This is a genomic window from Anaerocolumna chitinilytica (assembly GCF_014218355.1).
Lineage (GTDB): Bacteria > Bacillota > Clostridia > Lachnospirales > Lachnospiraceae > Anaerocolumna > Anaerocolumna chitinilytica.
Genome location: NZ_AP023368.1, coordinates 998,569 through 1,023,267, shown reverse-complemented (window position 1 = coordinate 1,023,267; position 24,699 = coordinate 998,569). Strand labels below are relative to the sequence as shown.

Here is a 24,699-nt window from a genome sequence, read left to right as displayed (position 1 = left end):
TCATTTTGTTTCGCCAACTATTTTCTTAAGTTTTTCAATTTCTTCCTGAGATAAATATCCTTCATTTAAGAATGCGGCAAAAAACTTCTCATATGAGCCGCCAAACATTTTCTCTACCAGTTCATTGGTTTCACTCTGCTGAACTTCCTCACGGCTTATGAGTGCCTTGCACATAAATTTGGTACCATATCTTGAAATAGCGCCCTTTTCTATACACTTCTTAATTACTGTATAGGTAGTATTGCGGTTCCATCCAGTTTCTTCTTTCAAAACTTTGGCTAACTGCCCTGCTGATTGGTCCCCCCTCTTCCATAATGCATCCATAACTTTTAATTCTGAATCAAATAGCTTCATTATACTCAATCTCCTATAATAACTATTGCAATAGTTTTACATAAAAACGATATCACATAAGGTTATAATTGTCAATTGGTTTTTTCATAAAACTGTAAGATTTATATAATATTTTTATATTTTTTGTCATATAAACTTAACATTTGTCCAAACATAAATTAGTTTCCGCATTCAATGCTGATTTGATTGAATTTTTCAAGAATATTTTCTATTTTCAAGTCCTTTTTTTCATTTTCTTTCTTATCAACAACTATCTCTCCTTTATGAAGCATTAAGAGGCGGCTGCCATATTCAAGAGCATATCTTAAGTTATGTGTCACCATAATTGTTGTTAATCCCTTTTCTTTTACAATCCGACCGGTAAGTTCCATAATTGTCTCCGCTGTCTTCGGATCCAGCGCTGCTGTATGTTCATCTAATATTAGAAACTCAATGGGCGTCAGCGTTGTCATTAAAAGTGACAGTGCCTGCCTTTGTCCCCCTGACAAAGAACCTACCGTTAGGTTTAATTTATCTTCAAGTCCCAATCCCAGTATTTTTAGGTTCGTTCTGTAATAGTCTATCCGCTTTTTATCTGTCCCTCTTCCAAGATGAAAGCTTTTTCCTTTGTTATCCGCTAAGGATAAGTTTTCAAGTATAGTCATAGATGGACAGGTTCCCATCGCTGTATTTTGATATACTCTTCCAATACTCCTGCTGCGTTTATGCTCCGGACTTTTTGTAATGTCCCTGCCGTTAATTCTTATTGTCCCACTATCCAATGGGATACTTCCGCAGATAATATTTAACAGAGAGGTCTTACCGGAACCATTACTTCCTACGACTGACAGAAATTCTCCTTTTTCTGCTTTCAGATTAAAATTCTGGAACAGGCACATTTCATTTATTGTACCAGCATTATAATATTTGGATATATTATTTAATTCAAGCATGGGCATTCACCTTCCTCTTCCTAATGTTGCTAAGTATCAGAATGGTAAGAAACAAAACTGCAGTGATTAATTTCATATCCTTAGGAGATAACCCCAATGCTATGGCGGCGGATACGCAAGCTTTATAGATTATGGTTCCAATAACAACTGCCGTGGTAGCTTTGACTTTTTCTCTTCTTTTAAAGAGGTTTATTCCGATAATTACACTGGCAAGTCCGATTACGATAGCACCGGTTCCTGAGGAGATTTCAAAGAAGCCGCTTTTTTGCGTATAGATACAGCCTGAAAGTGCAACAAATCCGTTTGCCAGAGCTAACCCAATAATTTTTACTCTTCCTTTATCTTTCGCAAGAGAAGTAACAAGAGTTTCATTGTCCCCCACCGCCCGAAGTAAATAACCTGACTTTGTTTTTAAATAAAAGTCTAAAAGCAATTTCATTAGGAGCGCTATTATCAGTAATATTACTAATGTCTCATACCGCTTTATAGTTTCATAATGTTTTATGGATTCCGGCAAAAGTTTCTTTAAAAATCCATTTTCAAAGATGGTCTCTTTATCAAATATAGCAACATTGTTCCTGCCAGCTATCCTTAGATTAACAGAATATAGAGCAGTCATCATGATAATACCGGATAGTAAATCTCTTACTTTACACTTTACATGGATTAAACCCGTTAAGGTTCCTGCCAGCATTCCTGCTATAAAGGCAAATAATAATGTCAGCAGAGGATTAAATCCTTTTAGCAAAAGGACTGCTGCTACGGCACCTCCCAATGGGAAAGTGCCGTCCACGGACAAATCCGGAAAATCCAGTATCTTATAGGTAATATAGACACCAAAGGCCAAAATTGCATATACAAGCCCTTCTTCTGCGACACCGACAGCAATATTGATTATAGAATTAATAAAGTATGCCATTTTATTCCCTTTCTATTGTCTATTCAGCTATGGAATCAAACATTTCTCCTGCTGTATCAGTAAGGTCTTTTGGTAAATCAATTCCAAGATTTTTAGCAACGGCACTATTTCCATAAAAGGCTGCCTTGTCTATTATTTCAAAGTTCATATCAGATGCTTTTTTCTCTCCCTTTAAAACCTGTGCTGCCATCTTACCGGTCTTAACTCCAAGGTCATAATAGTCAATGCCGACTGTAGCCAAGCAACCTGATTTTACCTGTTCTACTTCACTGCCAAAGACGGGAATCTTTTTCTCTGCTGCTTTTTTTAAGATTAGAGGCAGAGAGCTTACTACCGTATTATCCGTAAGATTATTAATGCAATCTACTTTTGTTAATATATTATCCGTTGCAAGTGGGATATCCGCTGTTGCGGTGATTCCGCTTTCTACGATTTCAAAACCATAATTCCCTGCTAAGGCTTTATACTCCTCGATGGCAGATACAGAATTTACTTCACCGGTATTGTAAAGGATTCCGATTTTCTTAGCTTCCGGAAGTATCTTACGGATCATTTTTAGCTGTTCTTCTACGGGAAGTTTATCGCTTGTTCCAGTTATATTCCCAACCGGGGTCTTATCGTCCTTCGCTAATTTTGCTAAAATCGGATCTGTTACCGCGGTAAAAATTACCGGTATATCCGTATCTTTGGCAGCACCATAAGCACTTTGTGCCATGGGAGTTGCAATGGCACAGATCAAAGCGACCTTCTTAGAAACAAAACCATCTGTAATCTGTCCGGCCAGTGAATTGTCAGCCTGAGCATTCTCATATTCAACTTTGATATTCTTTCCTTCTTCATAACCTTCACTTTTTAACCCTGCCAGGAAACCTTCCCTGCAATTATCAAGTGAAGGGTGCTCTGCATACTGGCCGATTCCAATTGTTATCATATCTTTGTTGCTTCCTTTACTGCACGCGCCAAACATACTCATCATAAGTACCAAAACAATCATTCCAGCAATTTTTCTTTTCATAAAAAACCATGCCCTTTCTAATTCACTTCACGATGCACCTAGGATTTCCCAGGATTAAACATGTGTGTGATCTATTGCAGGCTGTGTTGGCAACCTTGGTTGATAAGTAACTGTTAACGAAAGCAGATAAGGGTTTTTTATCATTTTGGACATAAAAAAAGCCTCAAGTTATAATAACTTGAGACGAATATTAATCCGCGGTACCACTCAATTTGACAAAAAGTCCACTTTCTCATATACCAACATATATGCCATACTGATAACGACTATGGTCGCCGTCAACGCCTACTATTACTTCGGGTTGCCCTCGAAAGCCCATTCAGCATATGTCTTCATACCCTCTTCCACCAATAAGGGCTCTCTGAAATGAAATCCAATTGCCTACTCCTCTTTCTCAACGGTTTTGCTAATTTATGATTTTATAATAAATGGATTAGTGTTATTTGTCAAGAGATTTTTTTCTTCTACAATGTACTATATTCCCCCGTTACGAAAACTCCGGGAGTTCGGCGAAATCAACTATTTAGAGACACAGGAAGAGTGAATTTTCTGAGGCTCTCAATATACGAACTTAATATTGAGAGCTCCAGATTGACATTTTCTATACTAGATAAGGATTATGATATCTAGTGGGTTCCGGAGGATTTATAATCTTCCTGAACACTATGATTGGCATAATACATAACATAATCACCATCCTGGAATTCAAAATCAACACTCGGATAACTGGTCTTCCGGTATTGGAATCCTTCTCTCTTCCACATATTACAGTAACCCTTCCCACTGTTTTCTGGATTGATATAGCTTAAGTTAGGAATGCCGTCTTTTACTGTGGTGATATCAAAATTGATAATTATATACCCTTCGTCTAACCAGAAATCCTCATGATAGTTTACTCCTCCATGATGAAGGGAATATGTCATAACATCAAAATCTTTCGGTGTAAGATGAACTTCGGCAGGGAGATAGTATTCGCCATACCAGCGCTGTACGCTGGAGGCTATTTGTTTTTCAGTCACAGTTTGAGGAACTGGAGTTAGAAATCCAATGAATGTTCGAAGAGAAAAGGGTATCATTATATTAAGAAAATTATATACTTTCTTGATTTGGGCCTTCCATTTTGTTAGGGGGATTCCTTCATAGTAAGCAGTTCTTTCTAGTTCATTACCGGGGATTCCAAGATAAGGGTCACCGGTTTTAAGGGATTTATCATTTTCCAAATCCAGATTACTTCCCATTTTCACAAGCAAATGCTCTTTTCCCTTAAAACTTTCGGTATAGTAGACATCCACTTCCTGGCGATGCTTCCCATTCTTATCTACAAAATAGAACTTTGGCCGGATACGTACATAGTCGTCACTGTCTGCCATACTTCCAACAGTAGTAAGTGAAAACCTCGTCATATAACCCGTCTTTAAGATCCCTTTTGTTTTATAGTCCGGATGACTTCCGTTAACCATAGTGATGGTATATCTTGGGTTCTGCCCATTGCTTTCCCCATTCTGATTCTTTGTCCCTAATGTATAATGAAAACCTGTTAATTTGAGAGAATTGGGAAGACGAAATACCTTTTCCCATATTGGATAGTCTGTTACATCATAAATGTTCAGACCATAGATTCTTCCGGATATTTGCACGATAGTGCTATCTTCCGCCGCATAATTATTTAGATTTAAGTTTGCAAGAGTTTCAGTGGCTTCTGTTCCATCATTTGCAGCGGCATTAATCGCAGTACTCCGAAATCGGATTTCATATCTGCCCTCAGGAACCCAAGTAGGCAGGAAAAAAAGTGTATTTTCTGAGACGCTGGTCCATGTGTTCTTTGGAATAAATATCCCAGCAGTAGAGCTGCCTTTATAGGTATCAAATGCGAATTTGACCTGCCGGCTCGCAAAGTATTTGCCGTAATCCCGGTATCCATAGCCAAGAATATCCCTGTGACTTCCTATAGTGGGAAGAGTAACATAAAAGGGCCTGTCCAAAACCAGCGAAGCTCTTACAGCATCCGGCGTTATCATTTGATTGTCACTACGATTATCTTGTACCATACCATCACAAACCACCGGTGTGTGAACAATTACCGGATTGATATCATCTATCTCATACTCGGTATCCACTTCCATGGACTCACTATTGCTGATATTAACAACGGGTTTATAGATAACAGCACCGGAGCTTTCATACTCTCCATTTGCCTTTGTACCAGGTATCACAAGATTGGACTTATACAATACATTATCTCCTACCTCTTCGGTACCTTCCGGAATAGCTAGAGGGATATCCGCTGCTTCTTCTTTTTTGACATCTGACATTATTGTTAATCCATTGATAATCAGCTTATCATTTTTACAACGAATCTTTTCAACAGCCGCTTCAGCAAATGATTTGAAATCTTCGTTCGGTACGGACGGTTCGGAGTACCCTCCATCTATGGAGCCGAACAAAGGTGCAGGTGTTTTGATAGTAGGTTCAATTAAATGTACAGATTCTGAAGTAGAATTCGTATAGCTCACGATAGGTGCCGTATAACCGTAAGGAGTAATTGTAAGGTTACCGCCTGGAAGGGCATCATTCTTCATAATCGCCTTATCGATACCATATATCCCAAGGTAATCAATGTACCAATAAGAATACTTCCGCTCTATGTAATATGTTTTGGGCACGGCTCTGACAACGGTATGAGGTATATCCGGTTTCCCCTTTTCCCCTTTATCTTTCCAAGTTAGAGTATAAGTCTTTGTAACCGTTACCGGATATAATTTTTTACCCTCCTTCTTTATGAATATATAACCGGATAGGTACTTACTTGTTATAATATTGGCATAAAGACTTTCTGTACCTGGTATTCCCTCAAGGACATCAAAAGCTTCATTCCCTCTACTATCTGCTTTTATGACAGCTGTAGGATCTATGGTCTCAAATTCTCTTACCATGGTACTTTCAGTTGCTGTTGGTTTTTCAGTAAATCTGCGATACATAGCTACAATCTTTAGCCCTTTATCTTTTACCGTATAATCCCTGTCCCTTAAATAGCTTAGAGCGTCCTTATACTCATCTGGTGTTAGGTAAGGATTGACACTGGTCTTACGATTCCCCAAGATTATCGCTGGATCACGGAGGTTAATGTAATATAAACGATAGAGATAATACTCTTTTCCATTGGTATTGATTTTATTAGTTACATTAGTCCAGGAGGTTTTAAAGCTGGTATTTTTCGTTTGTTTGGGATAGTCTGTGCTGTCGTAGACTGTACTGGTGTTATTGCTGTATATACGACGTTCTATTGTTATGGGATTTTCTGATGGTCCAGGACTATATATCGACCACCTATCAAACCTATCCGCAAAATCTTTAACATTGTTCCAGTATTCTGCATCTGCAATTGATCTACTTGTTCCTGTTAAATCCCAATAGTCATAATTTTCTTCCTTATCTCCCCGGACAACATGAAAAATTCCATTAAAATAAAGAATTTCACCTTCTATAACATCATCTAAATTTGTACCTTTGAATGATTTATTTACCTGTTCTTTTGAAAAGGTAAAAGTTACCTTTAGATGCGTTGAATCATAGGGTTCTTCATGCATCTCTCCATCCGATAACATTAAAATTGCATAATTTTTATTTTTTCTTGGAAGCCCCTCTGTTGCATCTTTTCGAACAGTAAACCCCACAGTTTTCCAACGGGTTGTAGATGATGCTTTTGTATCTATCGTTGTAAATTTAAACTCACCTGTTTCAGGATAAAATCTTATCTCTTCACCGTATCCATTTTCTGTATTGACAGCATAAACAATCTGTTTAAATATACTCAATAAAAAAAGAAATAAGATTATTAGTACACCACTTTTTGTAAACCGTTTATACATAACCAATAGTACCTTTTTCCTTTATTTACTTTTATAATAATAATCATTTAATGTATCATCAATGATTGCATAATCACTTCCATCAGTACCAATATTCTTTGTTGATAATTCAACATCATATACTCCATCAAACCACTTACTTTTTGCTAAGTCAACAAAACGTGTATTACCAAAAAACAAATCTTCTTGAGGCTTGTTTTTTTCAGAAGTTATTTTGAATTTTATATATGACCTAACTAAAAATGCTCCATCAGAAGTATAAAGTGTTGAAGGCTCAACCGAAATAATAGAACTTTTAATTATAACTTTACTTTCTTTGGCAATTTTTATATAATTCCTAATTCTATCAGTTTTTTGTTTATCTAATAATGCTACATTAGCTACAAAATATGTTTTACGAAGATTGTTCAACCAATTATTGTCAATTGTGTTGAAATCTACGTTTAGCCTATATTTCAAGTTATCTTCTACTTTTTTTATCCATTCATCAACATATATACACATTCCATTTTCATCTACATTCAATTTACTCATTGTTTCCTTCACTCTTACAGGTCTTGCATAGTCCTTACCTTCTACTGGCTTCCATGAATACGTTCCGCGTTGATAACTAAACTTCATCTCATAAAAAGAGTTTGGAAAAGCTTCCAGAATATAAGGATAATCCTTCGCATTTTTAGGAAGATTCTTTGTCCTGATCAGCTGACCATCCGGGCTAATCTTTGCTCTATCCTTGGCATTCTTTAAAAGCCCAAGGACCTTTTTTGCATCGACAGCAGCCAGATAATCATTCCCGTTAAAGGAACGGTTCTGTACGTACATGCCATTGCTCTTTCCGACTATAAAACCTTTCGCATAAATCTTAGCCACCGCTTCCCTTTTTCCTGCCGGTATCTTTTTGATATCCGAAATTCTTTTTGCTATTACAGTCTGCAATAAATCTTTGTCTACTGTATCACCATGCATATATTCGTCAGCTCTGTTTAATAGTAAGGCTGCATCTATTCGAGTCAGATATGCTTTATAATCTTCAAAGTCTCCTTCTTTCACAATGCCTGTATCCATAGCGGCTTTTAGATATGGATTGCTCTGTGATGTATCAATCTCAATACCTGCAGCCGGTACCAGAAGTTTAATAAAATTATAAATTTTGATGTTACTGTTTGTGGCCGCCTCAACTGGTTTTTGAGGTATTACTAAACTTAATGCCATAATTAGTATAATTACCAGGCTAATCCCCTTTTTTACTGTATTATTCTTTTTCATTTGCAGAACTCCCCTATTTTTATTTTTTTAAACCTTACTGCTGATTTAAGTCCAAGTTATTACTAATAACTTTCTACAGCTATTTCTTTCATTATTTTCTTTTGAAATTTATTTTTTATAAATTTATCAGTATATATTTTTGATATACACAATAATAGGATTGGGATAATTTCGATTCTTTGTTACAGATTCAGATTATTTATAAGATCGGAATGAGATTTTTTTCAGCAGATTTTGTTGGTAATGAACACAGAAAGATATAAATATTGTAAAAGTTATTGATTACTAGTAGTTTGTTGATTTCATTTCTTTGACAGACAGGTGATGAGCCGATGAAAACGGAAGATTTTTCTTCCAATGTAGACAGCCAACTGGAACAGAACAATTCCTATGACTAAGTAATAAGGTATTAGAAAAAAGTACATACTATTTGCTCCCTCCCCAGGAATCTCAGTCTTTATCTCCCCAATAAATTACTAATTATTTACTCCCTATTATAAACCACAATATACCATATCCTTTTTACAAAATCAAGAAGATATTTCCTCCTAATTCAAATCCCCTTCTAATAAGCTCCCTGTACCTTCGCCTTAATACAGATGTAAAATGCTGCTATAATAGTCTTCCGGTGATATTTATACATATTATCCTCTCCTTGCAAAGGCTTCTCATTCGAATTATAATAAGTATAATTTCCTAATTTATTTAACTATACAAACAAGGAAAAATTGATATAAGAAAGAGGTAAGGTATGAATTTTAGCTGGTGTACCGTTAATGTTATTAATTTGGAGGAATCTCTTCGTTTTTATCAGGAAATCGCTGAACTTCCTTTGGACCAACGGTTTATGGCAGGTCCCGACCGCGAAATTGCTTTTTTAGGCTCTGGTGAAACAAAATTAGAATTAATCTGTAACAAGGCTGCTGCTTCAGTTACCTTCGGAGCTGATATTTCCATTGCTTTTTCAACAGAATCCTTGGAGGAATTGATGAAGAAACTGGAGGAAAAGAACGTTCCAATCATAGCAGGTCCAATCCAGCCCAATCCTTCTACCCGCTTTATTTTTGTAAAGGATCCAAATGGGCTTACCGTTCAGTTTAGTGAACATATCAATAATTAATGATGGAAAGAAGCGGAAAGCAATCACCTGCTTTCCGTTTCTTTACAAATTACCTCTAATCATCTTCATAATACTTTCTGATAGCTCTATAGATATCCAACGTACCAAATCCCCACCCGGGTTCCGGATAAGTGATGGTCGGAAAACGCCTTGCTCCATTTATGATAATTCTTCGAATGAGAATGTTATTTAATTTCGTTATATTTCCACGTAAGATACCCCACTCTAATAATAACGCAATCGCGCCTGTCGTATGTGCTGCCGATTCACTGCTTCCAGTGGAATCATAAAAGCCGTTCTCAAGAGATGGTGCAGTTAAATTAACGCCCGGTGCGGCAACGTCGGGTTTTAGCCCTCCACTTTTCGTAAACCCTCTTCCACTGTAATAATAGAGGCTTTGATTTTGGTGGTTATAGGTGGAGATTGACAGGGCATTAAGCGTATTTGCAGGTATTGATAAAGTGGTATCTTTATTTCCATTGAGGAAATAGGTTTCTGCCGTAAGAAAATTGCTGATGGGAAGCCAAACGTGGTAACGCAGCATTAAATCACCGCTTCCTGAAACAACAAACCGCCATACACCGGATATTGGATTAAGAAACCGTACCATAATGAGCTGATTTCCGGTCCTTTCCTCGCTGAACTGATTATCAATATAAATAGTGGAACCTCTGTAATTGACTATCTGCGTACTTTTCTGCAGAAAGATTCCTGATATTTTTGCCACAAGACTTCCTTCCGGTGCATACACATCTACTGCAACTATATTCGGTGCAAAGCCCCATAACTCCATGGTAAATCCTTTTTCATCACTCCCTATATTCAGTGAAACCACATCAAAATCCGTACTTGGATTAATCTCTCCAAAATAGTGATGATTGGTGTTTCCCTCATTCCCCCCGGCAACCACAATTGCTTTTCCCGGAATCTTACAAATATCATTTAAAAAATGGCAGATAACTCCTTCTCCTTCATGGGCACCTTGAGAAGAACCTACACCTATGCAAATAGCTATTGGACGATCTAATTGTTCAGCTACATTAACCAGATATTGAATGCCAAACATGATGTCATTTTCCTGATAGCATACTACTCCTGAAGGAATTCGAAAAAAATCCTTGATATTCTGTTTCGCCTCTTTTAGCTTTACTACTACAATTTCTGTATCCGGTGCAACTCCTGAAAAAAGAGGATCCACTGCATCGCCTCCTGCAGCGATTCCCGCTAACATTGTACCATGTCCATTCTCATCCCGGCTTGGCACTACCCTATAAGGGTCATTTGCAAGCAGGGCTGTGTTTATTTCCAATTGGCTATATTCTGTGCCATAGTAAAAATCTTTCGGGTACTTATCACTGTCTATCCCTTGATCCCAAATAGAAACTATTCTCGTGGTATCATCCGCATACCGGAACACCGGATTAGTATATTCTATTCCGGTATCAATAAATCCGACAAGCACTCCCTGGCCCCTAAGTTCAAGCCCCGGTTCACTACGAACTCTACTCACTCCGGATGCCTCATTACTGGATATATTCATAAGTCCATAGCACTTTGGTATGTATTGATATCCAAATTTTTGGGTACTGTCTATTGTCAGCTCTGAAGCCGGAAGATAATACACAGCATAATTACTATTGATCGAATTAACTGTTTTATTCGAATTTATCAGATTCGTAATCTTATCATACCCTTCTGCCAGGATATCTGTATAATCATTGCTGATTATTTTATACCTATCCGCCTCCGTCATATACCCCTCCATGCTACCAACGCACCAGTAATCATTATTCTTCTGCTGCCAGGCTTCCGACAACCGGAAGCTGTTCAAGCATAGCCGCCATTCCCCTATGGCAGCTGGCAAATTGACCTGACAAATCATTTCCCGCCCGAAGTCCCGCAAAATGTGTCCCTCCGGCCCAAGCTGCCTTATCACTTACATCATATACGGTTCCGTTAACTGCTACATAAGCTGGTTTTCCATTACTTCCATCAAACTCGGACAGCTCTGCCACAGTAAATACCCTTTGCACATCAACCGGCAGTTCTTCCTCACCTTCAGGCATCTCATTATTTTCATTATTCTGCACTGAACTTATCTGTACAAAGATACCTTCCAATTCATCTGACAGACTGTCTGTTTTGCTTTGAATAAGATTCTGATAATAGTTCTTTTCGTATGGATTTCTGCTAAAGGTTTGTAGTTGGCTGTAATGCACAATCTCGCTTTGATAAGCTAATAATTTATTTCTAATTTCCTTTGATTCCAATTTATTGCCACCTTTCCCTTATGCTATATAAGCTTGATTCATTATATTAGCTGATAGCAGGGAATATTCTAATGACATCTCACATAAAAAAGCTGCCGCCATTGAGATTCCCTCATCTGACTGCAGCTTTTACTTTTAGGGGTTTTATTCCGACAACAGGGAAAGAATTGCATTCTTGGGTTTAACACCTACGGAGCTTTCTACGATCTTACCGTCCTTGATTACTACCAATGTTGGTATACTCATAATACGGAACTGTTCTGCTAATTCTCCCTCTTCATCAATATTTATCTTACCAACTTTTATTGTATCTTTCTTTTCTTCTGCCACTTGATCAATAATAGGGGATACCATCTTACAAGGTCCGCACCAGGATGCCCAGAAGTCCAGCAATACTGGCATTTTCGATTCCATAACCTCTTTTTTAAAATTTTCTCTTGTTATTTTTAATACGCTCATACAATACTCTCCTTTTTTGTTTATACCCTAATTATAGCCATATTCTTTTTTTCGTCTGTGACATAGTTACATTTTTTGTAAATTTATTATAGGAGAATATTTTATATTATTTTGTACATTTGCATCTTAAATTGTCACATTATGTTCTTCAAACCATATTATAAAGTATGGTTATAACTGATTGTAAATCAGATGACCTAATATATTAAGGAGGAATTCATATGGCATGTGGAGGTTTTAACTCAAACCAGAATTTAGTTTCTACCCTTTGCAGATTTGTAGGTGAAACAGTTACAATATTTACAAAGAGCGGTGGTGTATCAGGATGTGGCTTTACCGGTACTCTCTTTGGAATAAACAATGAATTTTGTCAGTTGGTAACAGATTTCGGTACTGCTCCCGCTAATCCTCTTGGCGGACCTAACAGTTCCTGCTGTACTAATCTTTATCCTGAGCATAATTGCCACAGGCAGACTTCAGTAGGCTCTGTATGTGATATCCCTATTGATAAAATTGCAGCTTTCTGTCATAACGCTGTATAATCAGAACAGAATAGGAGGATTCCTTATGTCATTCAATAATATTAATGGAATTAACAATAACCAGAGTTTTTGCAATCATATTTGCCGCTTCATTGGGCAAACAGTTATTGTCTTTACTACAAGCGGCGGTGTTTCCGGCAGCGGTTTTACAGGTGTTTTACTATCCGTAAATTGTAATACCGTTCGTATCGATTCCAGACGTGGCGTAGCTCCTGCTTGCCCGCTTGGTGATTCTTTTGGTGGCGACACATTTAACAACGACTGCGGACATCATAACAACCATCATAACGGCTCCCGTTCCGTAGGTTCTGTTTGCGACATTCCCCTTGACAGCATAGTAGCCTTTTGCCACAACGCAATTTAATATTTTAAGATAAAAATTAAGACTGCTTTAGCACATTGTGTAAGGGCCTCCCTCTTAACGCATCCACATGCTAAAGCAGTCTTATTTAATTATTCTCTATTCTTATCCGCATCTATTAGCTTCTGTACCAAAACACTGTTACGGTATTCATTGGCTGATAAACCTGTAAGCTTTTTAAATACTTTTGAAAAATGAGCGATGTCCGTAAAGCCCACTTCCCATGCAATATCCCCGATACGCATGGAAGAGTTCATAAGAAGTTTCTTCGCTTCCTTTACACGGATATTATTTAGTATCTCAGAGAAATTAAGCCCCTTGTGCTTATTCAATAGCTTACTTAAATGCCACTGGCTGATATAAGTTTTTTCTGCCACCTCAGAAAGAGTAATTTTTCTATTATAATTCTCCTCCATGTATTGAATAGCATTATATACAATAAAACTTCCGGCTGCTTTCGTTTCGCTGTCTTCTTCTCTTTCCTGATTTTCTTCTATTTCCGCGGGTTCCTCATCTGCTTTGAGTTCCTTCAGTCCTGCCGTCATAACAGCAATAGCTTCTTCAATTTCAACAAGGTTGGAAGGCTTTAACAAATACCTGCTGACCCCAAGACTGATTGCTTTCTGTGCATAATCAAAGTCCCGATAGCCGGTTAATATACATATCTTTATTAAAGGAAATTCCGACCGCAGGCCTGCTACCATTGTAAGCCCGTCAATCCCAGGCATAGAAATATCCGAAAATAGAATATCCGGCTTGAGTTCCCTGATTAAACGGCTTCCTTCAATACCATCATTGGCAGTTGCAATAATTTGGCATCCATACTTTTCCCAGGGTACAATCTTTTTGATTCCTTCCACAATTATGGGTTCATCATCTATAATCATAACCTTAAACATTGTAGTTCTCCATTCGGATATTTTGTTAGTTTATTTATTCTATAAGGATTAGTTTCGTTTTGAAAGGTATAAAAATATTCTATTCCTTGAGAGCTCCTGCTGTCAATCCTTTCATGATGTATTTCTGCAAGAACACATATATTATGAGAACCGGAACAATAATAAGCGTCACACTTGCTGTCATCAGCCCATAGTCTGTTCCGTACTTCGAACTGATTTCATTTAATAAGGCACCTACCGGGAATTTTGTACGCTTTCTTATCATAATAAGCTGAGTAATTAAATCATTGTAAGACCATAAAAAGCAAAAGATAGCTACAGTAGCCATAGAAGGTCTGCATATTGGTACGATAATATGTATAAATACTTTCCGCACGCCTGCTCCTTCCATATAAGCTGCTTCTTCCATCTCAAGGGGCAGCCCCCATAAAAATCCCATCATTACCACTGTTGCAAAACTTAAATTGCCGGCAATCTGGGGAAGTATGACACTGATTGGAAGATTTAGAAGGCCAAACTCTCCCATCCACTTAAATACAGGTATTATAGTTGAAAAAACCGGAATCATAAGACTCGAGAGAAGAATCCCGCTTACAATGGCTTTCCCCCTAAAGTGATATCTTGTCATGGCAAATGCCATCATAGTACCAAGAATCATAGTAACTACCATAACTGTACCAGATATTACAAGGCTGTTTTTATAAGATTGAAGTATGTCCTGTTTACTAAAAGCATTGGTATAGTTGGATATCGTAAATTCCTTGGGCAGGCTAAAAGAGGTATTAACAACTTCTGCAGAGGGCTTAAAGGAATTGCCGATAACCCATACAAAGGGATATATCGTGGTGACTGTCCATATCGCCAGTATTAGATATATTATTATTTTCCCGATATGGAGCTCTTTCAGGAGGTTCTCCTTATGGGCGGAGTCCTTAATTTCCTTTATTTTCGTCCCGCGCTTCAAGCTTAGTCCTCCTACAAATTTGCATCAGGTTTAAGAAGTTTACTAACAATCAACGATACTATAAATCCAAATATAACGATAGTAAATGCAATGGCAGACCCATAATCAATATTTCCAATTGAAAAAGTCTGTTCATACATATAAGTTCCAAGAAAATGTGTCTTCCCTTGTGGTGCTCCCTTTGGTGCAATGACCCAGGGAAGGTCAAACACTTTTAAGGCACCGGTTACAGCCAGCATAATACAGGTGCATAGTACTCCCCGTAATAAGGGAATGGTAATATGTATAACCTGTCTTGCCTTCGAACAGCCGTCTACTCTTGCCGCTTCATACAAGTCCTCCGGAATATTGTTTATTCCAGTTAAGAGAATTACAAAATAAAAGCCCACATAACTCCAAAGTGTTGGAACTGCTATCATAAAAAAAGCCCTGCCAGGTGCCAGCCAGTTAACCGGCTCCTGTCCAAAGACTGCTAATACCTGATTGAACATTCCCCCGTTATAATTATAAAAAAGCTTAAATATCAATCCTATGGCTGTCGCTGAGATTACGATGGGAAAAAAATATACCGTACGAAAGAAGTTCTGTCCTCTTTTCAGCCAGCTCACCAATATTGCAAATATAAGAGCTATTCCCACCTGAAAAGTGACAGTCAGCCCCATCATCTTTATAGAATTCAACAAAGAAATGCGGAATCTGTCCTCCGTAAGCAGTTTCTTATAATTCTCCAGTCCGATAAATTTCCACTCACTTCCTGGAATTTTAACAAAGGAGGTCATATCGTAGAAGCTGTTAATAATATTTTCCAGAAATGGTTCATATAAGAATATGAGTATCAGGGCAAGTCCCGGCACCAGAAAGAGGAGCAGGGGCAGTTTCTTCTTGTAGAGCATCTCTGCCTCCTATAAAGCTGCTTAAAATTACAGGAGCAATTGATTCCATATGCTCCTTTGCAATGGATAAAAAAAGAATACTGCAGGCAGCCAAAGGTACTTTTAGCTATCTGCAGCACACCTTACTGTTTACATTATTTATTGCTTCACATTGATAGCAAATACTTCTTTCAGAAGTTCTTCCGGTGTTTTTACTCCGGTAGAAATATCGACAATACCGGCAATCAATGTATTATAAGCTTCCTGAGACAGTCTGGAATCAATGGGTGTTGAAACACTTGTTGCTTCACTGCTGTACTTAAGTCCTGAGCGGGATAGAGGTGTCAGATTCTTAATAGGGTCGGCTGCTACGGCAGCACTTCCATTACCTCCCCAATACTTTGTAACCGCTTCCTTACTGGTATTTGCCATCACAAACTTGACAGCAGCATCTCTCTTATCTGTATCAAGCCAGGCTTTCTTTGTAATATAAAAGCCCGATGAGATACCCCCCACCATATCTGTACTTCGTGCCCTCCCGCCGGGTATTACCGGATATGCAACCACAACGGTATTTTGCTGATCCGGGATACTGCCAAGAAACCATGAGCCATCTACCTTCATAGCTGCACGCTTGGACTTAAAAAGTTCGCCGGCAAGGTCATTGTCAATGGTGTCGGTATCTTTCGGGAATGCTCCCATATCCCTTAAGGTCTTAAACATTGCAAGTCCTTCACACCATTCTTTGGGTACGGTCTTTGGTATCTGCCTATAACTGTCAGGACCGGCCGCTGAGAGAATTAGATATTCCACCAGATAATGGGGTACATTATTCAAAGACACCGCAATGGGTACAATATTATTTTCTTTAAAGGTTTCAATGGCTCTTAACATATTGAACCACGTTGTAGGAAGCTCAAGGCCATATTTTTTAAATAAATCTTTATTGCAGAATAGTCCTTCCCAATAACCGGTTGTGGGTACCGCCCGTTCAATACCGTCAGGATTAGCCGCCGCCTTTAAGGCACTTGGTAATGTGTCTTTGGCATAATCAGGATATTCTGTTCTTACTTCATTTATCGTTACGAATTTATCAGCTGCCAGCACATCACTTGCATTGGCATCCGTAAAATACTGTATTACATCCGGTTCATTTCCTACAGCAAAGTCGGCTGCAATTCTCGTCTTCCAGTCCTGATCGGAAACCTGGGAATCATCCTCCACGGTAATATAGGGATAATCCTCCATGAACTTACTGATAATTGTCTGGTAATTGGATGCATTAGGGTCCGTCCCACCATACATTGATACCGTAGTTAGAGTTACCGGATTATTTTCATCAGCCGGTGTTGCCCCTGTATCTCCGCTGATATCCGTTATGTTGCTGCCGGTGTTGCTGCAAGCAGTACAGAAAAAGGTTAAAACCATGGCTAAAAATGATACGGACCATTTAGCCCTTTTTTTCATAATCTTCCTCCCTAATAAAGTAAATTTCACAAGTTAAATCAGTAAATTTTACTTTACAAAAATTATTATATCTTTTCCGGTGTCATTTTTCATTCTACTATCTTGACATTATTTGTTCCGTCTTGCCCTGTTCATCTGTATCTATAGAATCTATTTTACTGTTTGGTGAAACAGTGTAATGTAAAAACTATATACTCTTATCCTCCTCACTGCTCCAGGGGATTGTAATAGCTGAAATTACTTTGCCATCCACCGAATGGATGCTTAAGCCGTAATCCTCCCCAAATATAAGTTTAATACGTTCGTTGACATTTCTTATTCCAAGAGAGGTATGCTTACCCTTTCCCTCCACGGAACCGGTATTATCACTGTCTAAGAGTGCCTGCACCTTCTTTTCCTCTTCCTCTGAGAAACTGCCGGTGTTAATAATCTTTAAGATTACCTTATCTTCCTCCTGGTACACATAGAAATTAATGACTCCCCCCTGCACCGTGTAGGCACCGTGTACCACAGCATTTTCAAGAAGAGGCTGTAATATAAGCTGCGGCAGCTGAACCTGCATTAATCTTTCGTCAATATCTTTTTCGAATCGAATGCGGTCTCCAAATCGCATGGAGGTAATATAAATATAAGCTTCTGCTCCCTTTAATTCCTCTGCCAGGGATATGAGCTTCCGGTTCTCTCTGCCCATGCTCTGGTTCAATAGAACCGCCAGGGCTTCTATCATTTTGGATACGGCATCGTCTCCTGCCATTCTTGCCTGCCAATTCATCATCTCTAAGGTATTATTAAGAAAATGAGGATTTATTTGGGACTGCAGGGCTAGTATTTTCGCTTCCTTTCTGGCCAGCTGTTCCTTATATGCATAATCAAAGAGATATTTTACTTCCGAAGACATCTTATTAAAGGAATCTGAGAGATATTTAAATTCCTGATTAGGCATAACATCGCCCTTAATCTGCCAGCCAAAATTACCGCCTTCGATATTCTTTGATGCCTTTACCATCCTCTCCATGGGTTTTGTAATGTTATGGGATATAAAGTACAGCATATATATAAAAACAGGTATAATAATCAGGATATTTAAAAGGATAACGCTGTTCATAACTCTTATCTCACTGAAGATAACATCTTTGTTGGCTATCAGAACTATTCCATAATAGTAATCATCAAACTTCTGCTGGTATAGGATTCCCTGATATACTTTATCCTCAGCTTTTATAGTTCTCCTATTATTCTTTCGTAAGAACTCTTTTTTCAGGTCCTTTAAGACTGTCTTCTCATCCGGTTCCTTCAATTGATTATTATATAATATCATCTCATCTGTATCGTCTACAAAAAACCCCAGATCATAATTCTTATTAATATTAATTCCATCAAAGAATTTATCCTCGTTCAACTCCAGTACCAGTGTTCCAAATTTCGTATAATTTCTGGTGGTATAGAGATTCCGGATGATATAGATTTTTCCGTTCATTATCTTTACATGAGCATCGGATGAATTCTCACTGGTAATCGTTTCTGCATACCGTTTCACATCTCTGATATAAATCTGAACGGTGCTTGCCTGTTCCCTTGAAGCATAATAAAGCTTATCTGTATTATCTGAAAGATAAAAGGTTGACATGACAAAGCGGTTATCATTTATATACTTGCTCTTTAAATTTCCGATTACTTCTTTATAGAAACCTGCCTCCGTGAATTCACCATTTTTATATTTATTCCATGCCTTTTCCAGTACCAGGTCATAGGATATCTTCTTAGAGCTTTCGATTGCTTCGTTGAGCTTCTGACTATGAAAAGTGGTATAGTTCTTAAGACTTTCCACCATCAAAGCCTGGGTTTTCTGTATAATATTATTCCGGTAATAGGATAACATGAACACCATAAAGACAATGATAGGAACCGTCCAGCATACAACGGTCACAAAAAGCAGTGCTTTCTTTAATGATATGGGCTGATTCTTTTTCACTGTAAACGGCATGAATTTCCCCTCCTAATGTTATCTTGTCTTTCCATTTTAGCATAGGGATACAGGGGGTGCAATATTTGTTTCATTCAAAAAAACATTGACTTTTTCCGCTAATCAAGCTATAATATTAACAAAGTTAATAGATAAGGATTGCGACTGTTTCGACAGGCAAGACCGGCTTAGTATTTCATTTTTTTTACTAGTTGGGTCTTTTTATTTTGTTTATGGCCAAGAAACAATCATGACCTTACCGAAAGCTATGAATAAAATGAAACGATGGATTGTGACTGGTAAGGCAGGCAAGACCTGATTAGGAATAATTAGGTCTTTTTTTATTGCTTTATCGCAAATATATTAAGAAATACTTTTCGTTTTACATGAAGTCAATGGAATAGACAGATACTAAAATAATTATAATTGGAGGATACTACTATGAAAACATTCGATTACACTGTTAAAGATGAATTGGGAATTCATGCAAGACCTGCAGGTTTATTGGTAAGAAGTGCGTCAACGTTCAAATCATCCATCACTTTAAAAAAAGGTGACAAAGAAGCTGACCTAAAGCGTCTTTTTGCCGTTATGGGCCTGTCCGTTAAGAAAGCTGATACCGTAACCGTAGTCATTAACGGCGAAGACGAAGACGAAGCACTAAAAGCAATAAAGCAGTTTTTTGAAAGTAATTTATAAACAAGAAAAAGCAGCATTGTATAGCTGCAATATATAGGTAAAAGTGACACAAACTCTTTTAACTCCCATTGAATATGTAAGGATAGATATGCTGATGGGAGCCAGGTATGAATTAATAGAAATGGCAATTCATACACAATATGGAGGTTAGAATGCTAGTAATAAAAGGAAAAAGTGTATTCGGTGGAATTGCAATAGGAAAGATCAGCTATCTGAAAAAAACAAAAGAAACCGTGAAACGTACCAGGGTAACCGACACAGGAAAAGAACTGGAGCGCTTTGAGACAGCCAGGCAGATTGCTATCGAACAGCTTGAGGATCTCTATCAAAAGGCTGTTATTAAGGTTGGTGAAGCAAATGCCATGGTAATGCAGGTACATCAGATGATGTTAGATGATCTTGATTATGTGGAGTCTGTTAATAACATCATTACTGCTCAGAGTGTGAATGCAGAATATGCAGTAGGCGTTACCGGGGATAATTTTGCTCAGATGTTCTCCTCCATGGAAGACGAATACATGAGAGAACGCTCTGCCGATGTTTTGGATATCTCCGACCGTCTTATTAAAATCTTAAATAACACCGAGCACAGGGAGCAATTCCTGGAAGAATCCGTAATTATTGCGGCAGATGATTTGGCTCCCAGTGAAACCATCCAGCTTGAAAAGGATAAAGTTCTCTCATTTCTTACAAAGTATGGTTCTGTGAACTCTCATACAGCCATACTTGCCCGTACAATGAATATTCCGGCTGTAATCGGTCTGCAGGAGGATCTAAACGAAAACTTTGATGGGAAGCTTGCCATTGTAGATGGTTTTACCGGTACTGTTTATATTGAACCGGATGAAAGAACTATGAAAGACATGCTGGATAAGAAACGACAGGACGATGAGAAAAAAGAGCTTTTATTAACCTTAAAGGGAAAAGAAAATGTCACTCTGGATGGAAAGACCATTCATATCTACGCAAATATCGGTAATTCCTCCGATATCGGTGCTGTGCTTAAGAATGATGCGGGTGGAATCGGTCTATTCCGCAGCGAGTTTCTTTATCTGGAGAAATCAGACTATCCTACGGAAGAGGAGCAATTTAGCATTTACAAATATGTAGCCGAAAGTCTTGCCGGAAAGAAAGTAATCATTCGTACCCTCGATATTGGTGCGGATAAACAGGCTGCCTACTTTAACCTGCCAAAAGAAGAAAATCCGGCCTTAGGTTACCGTGCAATCAGAATCTGTCTAACCAGAAAGGATATCTTTAAGACTCAGTTAAGAGCCCTTTACAGAGCTTCCGCTTTTGGGAATATCTCTATTATGTTTCCCATGATTACTTCTCTTGGAGAGGTTATAGAAATCAAGGAAGTGGTCGCCGAAGTCAAAGAGGAACTCAAAAAGGAAGGTATTCCTTATAATGAGAATCTGGAGCTGGGTATTATGCTGGAGACTCCTGCTGCCGTACTAATCAGTGATATATTGGCAAAGGAAGTTGACTTCTTTAGCGTAGGTACCAATGACCTGACTCAGTACACCACGGCCATTGACAGGCAGAATCCTAAGCTTGATAAATTTTATGACCCTCACCATCTTTCCATCCTAAGAATGTTAAAGTTTGCTGCAGACAATGCACATAAGTACGGCAAGTGGATTGGCATCTGCGGAGAGCTAGCAGGGGATTTGACTCTGACGGAAGCCTTCTTAAATATGGGAATCGACGAACTATCGGTTTCACCGGCTCTCATACTTCCCCTTCGTAAAAAGGTTCGGGAAAGCAGGATTAAGGCTGCAGATACCGACTGGAATTTGCCCGTATAAATCATATCCTCAACCCTAAAGCAGAAATATCAAGTCTTCGTAATTTGATATTTCTGCTTTATTATGTTACAATGAGCCGGAATCAGAACACATTAAACAGGAAAGACGCAAAGGGAGCAGACATGGGTACAGAAATATTACTGATACGACACGGTGTAACTGAATGGAATAAACTAGGCAAATTCCAGGGTAAGGCAGATATCCCCCTGTCCGATGAAGGAAGAAGTCAGGCAATGGCCCTGAAGGAATTTCTTCATGGAGAATTTCAGGCAGTTTATGCAAGTCCTCTGGTTAGAGCTATGGAAACAGCAGGAATTCTAAGTCAGGACACCAAGCAACAGGTAATTCCCTGTGAGGGAATGAAGGAAATTGACTTTGGTGCCTGGGAAGGGCTCACCCTTGATGAGATTAAAAATACTTACCCCAAGGAATTTGCAGCATGGAGAAGTGATGAAAAGGAGGGACCTTTTATCGGCGGAGATATATCCATACGTAATGCCAGTATGAGAGCCGCAGAAGCCATTCGTAGAGTTGCAGAAAATCATCCCGATGAAAAGGTACTCATTATTGCCCATGGCGGAATAATAAAGGCTGGCTTAATTGGTCTTTTCCAATGGAAAATGACGATGTACCATCATTTTTATCTTGGTAACACCGCCATCTCAAAAGTAAGTTTTAGAAATTCTAACTATCCGATTCTGGAATCATTCAACGATACACATCATTTGAAATAGATACCTTATCTATTATTAATAAGTTCCTTTAAAGTAGTACTAAGCTTGCTTAAATCATTCACAGATGAACTAATCTCAGATATCAGGCTATTTTCATTTTCAAGGGTTGCCAGGATTTCCTCCGCTGAAGCAGAATTGTCCTCTGCAATTCCGGTAACCCCATTAATTTCCTTCTGGATACTAAGGAAATTACCGGTAGCCTGGTTTATCAGCTCCATATTCTTCTCTAACATTTGATTGGAGTGGCCATAGGAGTCCATAAATTCTTTAAAACTGTCACTTACCTTCTTTAAGGCAGACTGAATCTTTCTAACGGCTTCTTCTCCCTCCAAGGACTTCTCATCTGCCATCTTCGCTTTCATAGACAAGGATTTCGTAACTTCTGAGATATTTCCTGCGATTTGAGCGCTTTGCTCTGCGAGCTTTCGAATCTCATCCGCTACAACAGCAAAACCTTTCCCCTGTTCTCCGGCGCGTGCAGACTCAATGGCTGCATTTAAAGCCAGCAGATTCGTTTGTCCTGCAATCTGCTTGATACCTTCTAACAAAGAGTTTACAACTTCCAGGTTATTTCTTAAATCAGAAACCGTTTCCGTTGTGCTCCCCATTGCTTCATTTACGGTAATTGCATAAGCTGCAGCCTTGCTGAGACGATTATAATTATCATCCACCTTATTGGTCATTTCCCGTGTACCGGAAACAATATCCTGTGACACTAAAAGCGCATTATCTATTTCCTTCAAAGATTCATCCATTGTAGTTTTTATCTTACTGACGCTAACTGCTTCTTCCTGGATCGATTCCGATATCTGCTTCACCGTTCCAACAATTGCATTACTGGATTCATGAATGCTCCCGGTATTTCGGGAAAAGTTGGTCAGATTCTGGTCCAGAGTTGCAATACCGCCTTCCAGAGAGGTAAAGGTTGTCTTAAGCTGACCGACTAAAGCCGTAGCATCTTCCTCTTTCTTTACGGAGTCTTTGATCAGGTCTCCGCCCCATTTCGTCAATAGAAATAACAAAAGTAATATCGCATTCAAAGAAGTCATAACAATAATAAATTCACCTGACCCTGCTTTCTCTCCCATAACCACAGAAGCTTTAAAATAATAGGATAATATCATACCGATATCAATGAATATCCAGAAAGCAGTTAAAACTTCTTTTTTAAAATAGAGTGCAGCCATCATAATTGTTATCATTATGATGTAATGCTTATTTAAGGCATACTTATCGATAAAAAATAAGAAAAACATAACAAAACCAGGTATAGCCGCAAAATTAAAACCTTTCACGTAATCATTAATCGGTATAAAATAATTAAGGGTTGACAATGCAATGATTACTGCTCCGACACCTAAAAATTGTTCTTGCCCGTTTAACCCACGATATGCGATTACCTGTCCCACCAGAATAAAAACCAGAGCTACTGTTATACCCAGATTGATCCTGTTGATTTTTTTTAAGCTAAAAACGGATTCTTTTTTTCTTTTGTGCATAAAAAAACCTCTCTCTTTTGCAGTTATTTACATTCTGTCATCCATCTTATATTATTTCTCGTTTTTTCTCAATAGGACTCTATAATCACCTCTGCCAGGGAGCGTTTCGGTACATGATGGATGGTTTCTTCATCTCTCCAGTACTTTACATTCCCCTCCTTCAATTCTTCTAACACCACTTCTTCTTTTGGATAGCCAAGGGCAATTACTAATAGAATCTCATATTTTTCAGGAATGGAGAGTTTCTCTACCAATTCTGACTTCTTAATATTTCCGAGAAAGCATCCCTTTATCCCTAAAGCTGCTGCTCCAAGAAAAATACTTTGGGCTGCAATTCCTTCATCCACTTCTGCTTTCGCTGCAATTTCACTGTCCCTTAGCATAATGATATAACCCGCCGGTCTCTCCCCCTTTACCGGTCCGTTCCAATCTTTTAAATAACCTGCCCAGCCAAGACAAGAGAATACTTCTTCCCTAACTGCTTCCTGGCTTACCAGTATATATTTAAGGGGTTGTAAATTTGCCGCACTTGGAGACAGTCTGCCCAGGTTCGCTAATTCCCTTAGCAGTTCGGCGGTAATCTCCTTTTCCTCCTCAAAACGTCTGAAAGATCTTGCTTCTGTAACCAGTTTTGTAAATTGCTCGTCCATCATTTTTCTCCTATCCAGATATTCATCTTATACT

At 38.4% G+C, this 24,699-nt stretch carries 22 protein-coding genes and 1 other annotated feature; of the genes, 6 read left to right on the top strand and 16 right to left on the bottom strand.

Translation table 11 applies throughout. The features are described 5' to 3' along the window. The 6 genes from bsdcttw_RS04570 to bsdcttw_RS04545 all read right to left on the bottom strand — a co-directional run bounded on the left by bsdcttw_RS04570 (position 1) and on the right by bsdcttw_RS04545 (position 8,355). A complete protein-coding gene (locus bsdcttw_RS04570) occupies positions 1–354 on the bottom strand; it encodes a BlaI/MecI/CopY family transcriptional regulator (RefSeq protein WP_185258223.1) in 354 nt (117 codons plus the stop codon). Positions 355–512: 158 nt separating this feature from the next. Next, positions 513–1,286: an ABC transporter ATP-binding protein gene (locus bsdcttw_RS04565; protein WP_185259701.1), complete on the bottom strand. Its 774-nt coding sequence runs from the start codon at positions 1,284–1,286 to the stop codon at positions 513–515. Next, positions 1,279–2,205, bottom strand: coding sequence for an ABC transporter permease (locus tag bsdcttw_RS04560; RefSeq protein ID WP_330602369.1), 927 nt, complete (start codon positions 2,203–2,205; stop codon positions 1,279–1,281). Before bsdcttw_RS04560 ends, bsdcttw_RS04565 begins: the two co-directional genes overlap by 8 nt. A 19-nt stretch (positions 2,206–2,224) precedes the next feature. Next, positions 2,225–3,181, bottom strand: coding sequence for an ABC transporter substrate-binding protein (locus bsdcttw_RS04555; RefSeq protein WP_225903851.1), 957 nt, complete (start codon positions 3,179–3,181; stop codon positions 2,225–2,227). A 215-nt stretch (positions 3,182–3,396) separates the two neighbouring features. Continuing rightward, positions 3,397–3,627 (bottom strand) — a binding site (T-box leader). 219 nt (positions 3,628–3,846) lie between these two features. After that, on the bottom strand, positions 3,847–7,089 hold the full coding sequence (locus bsdcttw_RS04550; protein WP_207726491.1) for a DUF5704 domain-containing protein: 3,243 nt from the start codon (positions 7,087–7,089) through the stop codon (positions 3,847–3,849). A gap of 21 nt (positions 7,090–7,110) precedes the next feature. After that, positions 7,111–8,355 (bottom strand): S-layer homology domain-containing protein, encoded by a 1,245-nt coding sequence (locus tag bsdcttw_RS04545; protein ID WP_185258220.1) that lies wholly within the window; start codon positions 8,353–8,355, stop codon positions 7,111–7,113. Between the two features lie 751 nt (positions 8,356–9,106). Here bsdcttw_RS04545 and bsdcttw_RS04540 point away from each other — a divergent pair. Beyond that, on the top strand, positions 9,107–9,475 hold the full coding sequence (locus bsdcttw_RS04540; protein ID WP_185258219.1) for a VOC family protein: 369 nt from the start codon (positions 9,107–9,109) through the stop codon (positions 9,473–9,475). A 55-nt stretch (positions 9,476–9,530) separates the two neighbouring features. Here bsdcttw_RS04540 and bsdcttw_RS04535 read toward each other — a convergent pair whose 3' ends face one another. The 3 genes from bsdcttw_RS04535 to trxA all read right to left on the bottom strand — a co-directional run bounded on the left by bsdcttw_RS04535 (position 9,531) and on the right by trxA (position 12,204). Further along, the gene (locus bsdcttw_RS04535; RefSeq protein ID WP_207726490.1) at positions 9,531–11,228 is read right to left on the bottom strand and encodes a S8 family peptidase; all 1,698 of its coding nucleotides are present in this window, start codon (positions 11,226–11,228) and stop codon (positions 9,531–9,533) included. A 34-nt stretch (positions 11,229–11,262) separates the two neighbouring features. Next, positions 11,263–11,745, bottom strand: coding sequence for a cytochrome b5 domain-containing protein (locus bsdcttw_RS24970; protein ID WP_225903791.1), 483 nt, complete (start codon positions 11,743–11,745; stop codon positions 11,263–11,265). A gap of 144 nt (positions 11,746–11,889) precedes the next feature. Continuing rightward, positions 11,890–12,204, bottom strand: coding sequence for a thioredoxin (gene trxA / locus bsdcttw_RS04525; RefSeq protein WP_185258217.1), 315 nt, complete (start codon positions 12,202–12,204; stop codon positions 11,890–11,892). Between the two features lie 221 nt (positions 12,205–12,425). On the opposite strand from trxA, the gene bsdcttw_RS04520 reads away from it, so the two are divergent. Further along, entirely contained in the window at positions 12,426–12,746 is a 321-nt protein-coding gene (locus tag bsdcttw_RS04520) for a hypothetical protein (protein WP_185258216.1), read from the top strand. A gap of 25 nt (positions 12,747–12,771) precedes the next feature. Then, a complete protein-coding gene (locus bsdcttw_RS04515; protein WP_185258215.1) occupies positions 12,772–13,110 on the top strand; it encodes a hypothetical protein in 339 nt (112 codons plus the stop codon). 89 nt (positions 13,111–13,199) lie between these two features. On the opposite strand, the gene bsdcttw_RS04510 is transcribed toward bsdcttw_RS04515, so the two are convergent. The 5 genes from bsdcttw_RS04510 to bsdcttw_RS04490 form a co-directional block, all read right to left on the bottom strand. Further along, positions 13,200–14,006: a response regulator transcription factor gene (locus tag bsdcttw_RS04510; RefSeq protein WP_185258214.1), complete on the bottom strand. Its 807-nt coding sequence runs from the start codon at positions 14,004–14,006 to the stop codon at positions 13,200–13,202. A gap of 79 nt (positions 14,007–14,085) precedes the next feature. Continuing rightward, positions 14,086–14,970 (bottom strand): carbohydrate ABC transporter permease, encoded by an 885-nt coding sequence (locus tag bsdcttw_RS04505; protein WP_225903790.1) that lies wholly within the window; start codon positions 14,968–14,970, stop codon positions 14,086–14,088. A gap of 11 nt (positions 14,971–14,981) precedes the next feature. Then, positions 14,982–15,863, bottom strand: coding sequence for a carbohydrate ABC transporter permease (locus bsdcttw_RS04500; protein ID WP_185258213.1), 882 nt, complete (start codon positions 15,861–15,863; stop codon positions 14,982–14,984). Between the two features lie 138 nt (positions 15,864–16,001). Then, positions 16,002–17,309: an ABC transporter substrate-binding protein gene (locus bsdcttw_RS04495; protein ID WP_185258212.1), complete on the bottom strand. Its 1,308-nt coding sequence runs from the start codon at positions 17,307–17,309 to the stop codon at positions 16,002–16,004. 187 nt (positions 17,310–17,496) lie between these two features. After that, positions 17,497–19,293 carry a sensor histidine kinase gene (locus bsdcttw_RS04490; protein ID WP_185258211.1) on the bottom strand — a complete coding sequence of 599 codons (1,797 nt, stop codon included), beginning with the start codon at positions 19,291–19,293 and terminating at the stop codon, positions 17,497–17,499. Positions 19,294–19,713: 420 nt separating this feature from the next. On the opposite strand from bsdcttw_RS04490, the gene bsdcttw_RS04485 reads away from it, so the two are divergent. From bsdcttw_RS04485 to bsdcttw_RS04475, 3 genes are all read left to right on the top strand, one after another. After that, on the top strand, positions 19,714–19,971 hold the full coding sequence (locus bsdcttw_RS04485) for an HPr family phosphocarrier protein (protein ID WP_185258210.1): 258 nt from the start codon (positions 19,714–19,716) through the stop codon (positions 19,969–19,971). A gap of 152 nt (positions 19,972–20,123) precedes the next feature. Further along, positions 20,124–21,782, top strand: a complete 1,659-nt coding sequence (ptsP, locus tag bsdcttw_RS04480; protein ID WP_185258209.1) for a phosphoenolpyruvate--protein phosphotransferase — start codon at positions 20,124–20,126, stop codon at positions 21,780–21,782. 122 nt (positions 21,783–21,904) lie between these two features. Beyond that, the gene (locus tag bsdcttw_RS04475; RefSeq protein ID WP_185258208.1) at positions 21,905–22,516 is read left to right on the top strand and encodes a histidine phosphatase family protein; all 612 of its coding nucleotides are present in this window, start codon (positions 21,905–21,907) and stop codon (positions 22,514–22,516) included. Positions 22,517–22,521: 5 nt separating this feature from the next. Here the strand turns inward: bsdcttw_RS04475 and bsdcttw_RS04470 are convergent, their stop codons facing one another. Then, the gene (locus bsdcttw_RS04470; RefSeq protein WP_185258207.1) at positions 22,522–24,015 is read right to left on the bottom strand and encodes a methyl-accepting chemotaxis protein; all 1,494 of its coding nucleotides are present in this window, start codon (positions 24,013–24,015) and stop codon (positions 22,522–22,524) included. A gap of 68 nt (positions 24,016–24,083) precedes the next feature. Further along, a complete protein-coding gene (locus bsdcttw_RS04465; protein ID WP_185258206.1) occupies positions 24,084–24,665 on the bottom strand; it encodes a nitroreductase family protein in 582 nt (193 codons plus the stop codon). Positions 24,666–24,699 lie beyond the last annotated feature (34 nt).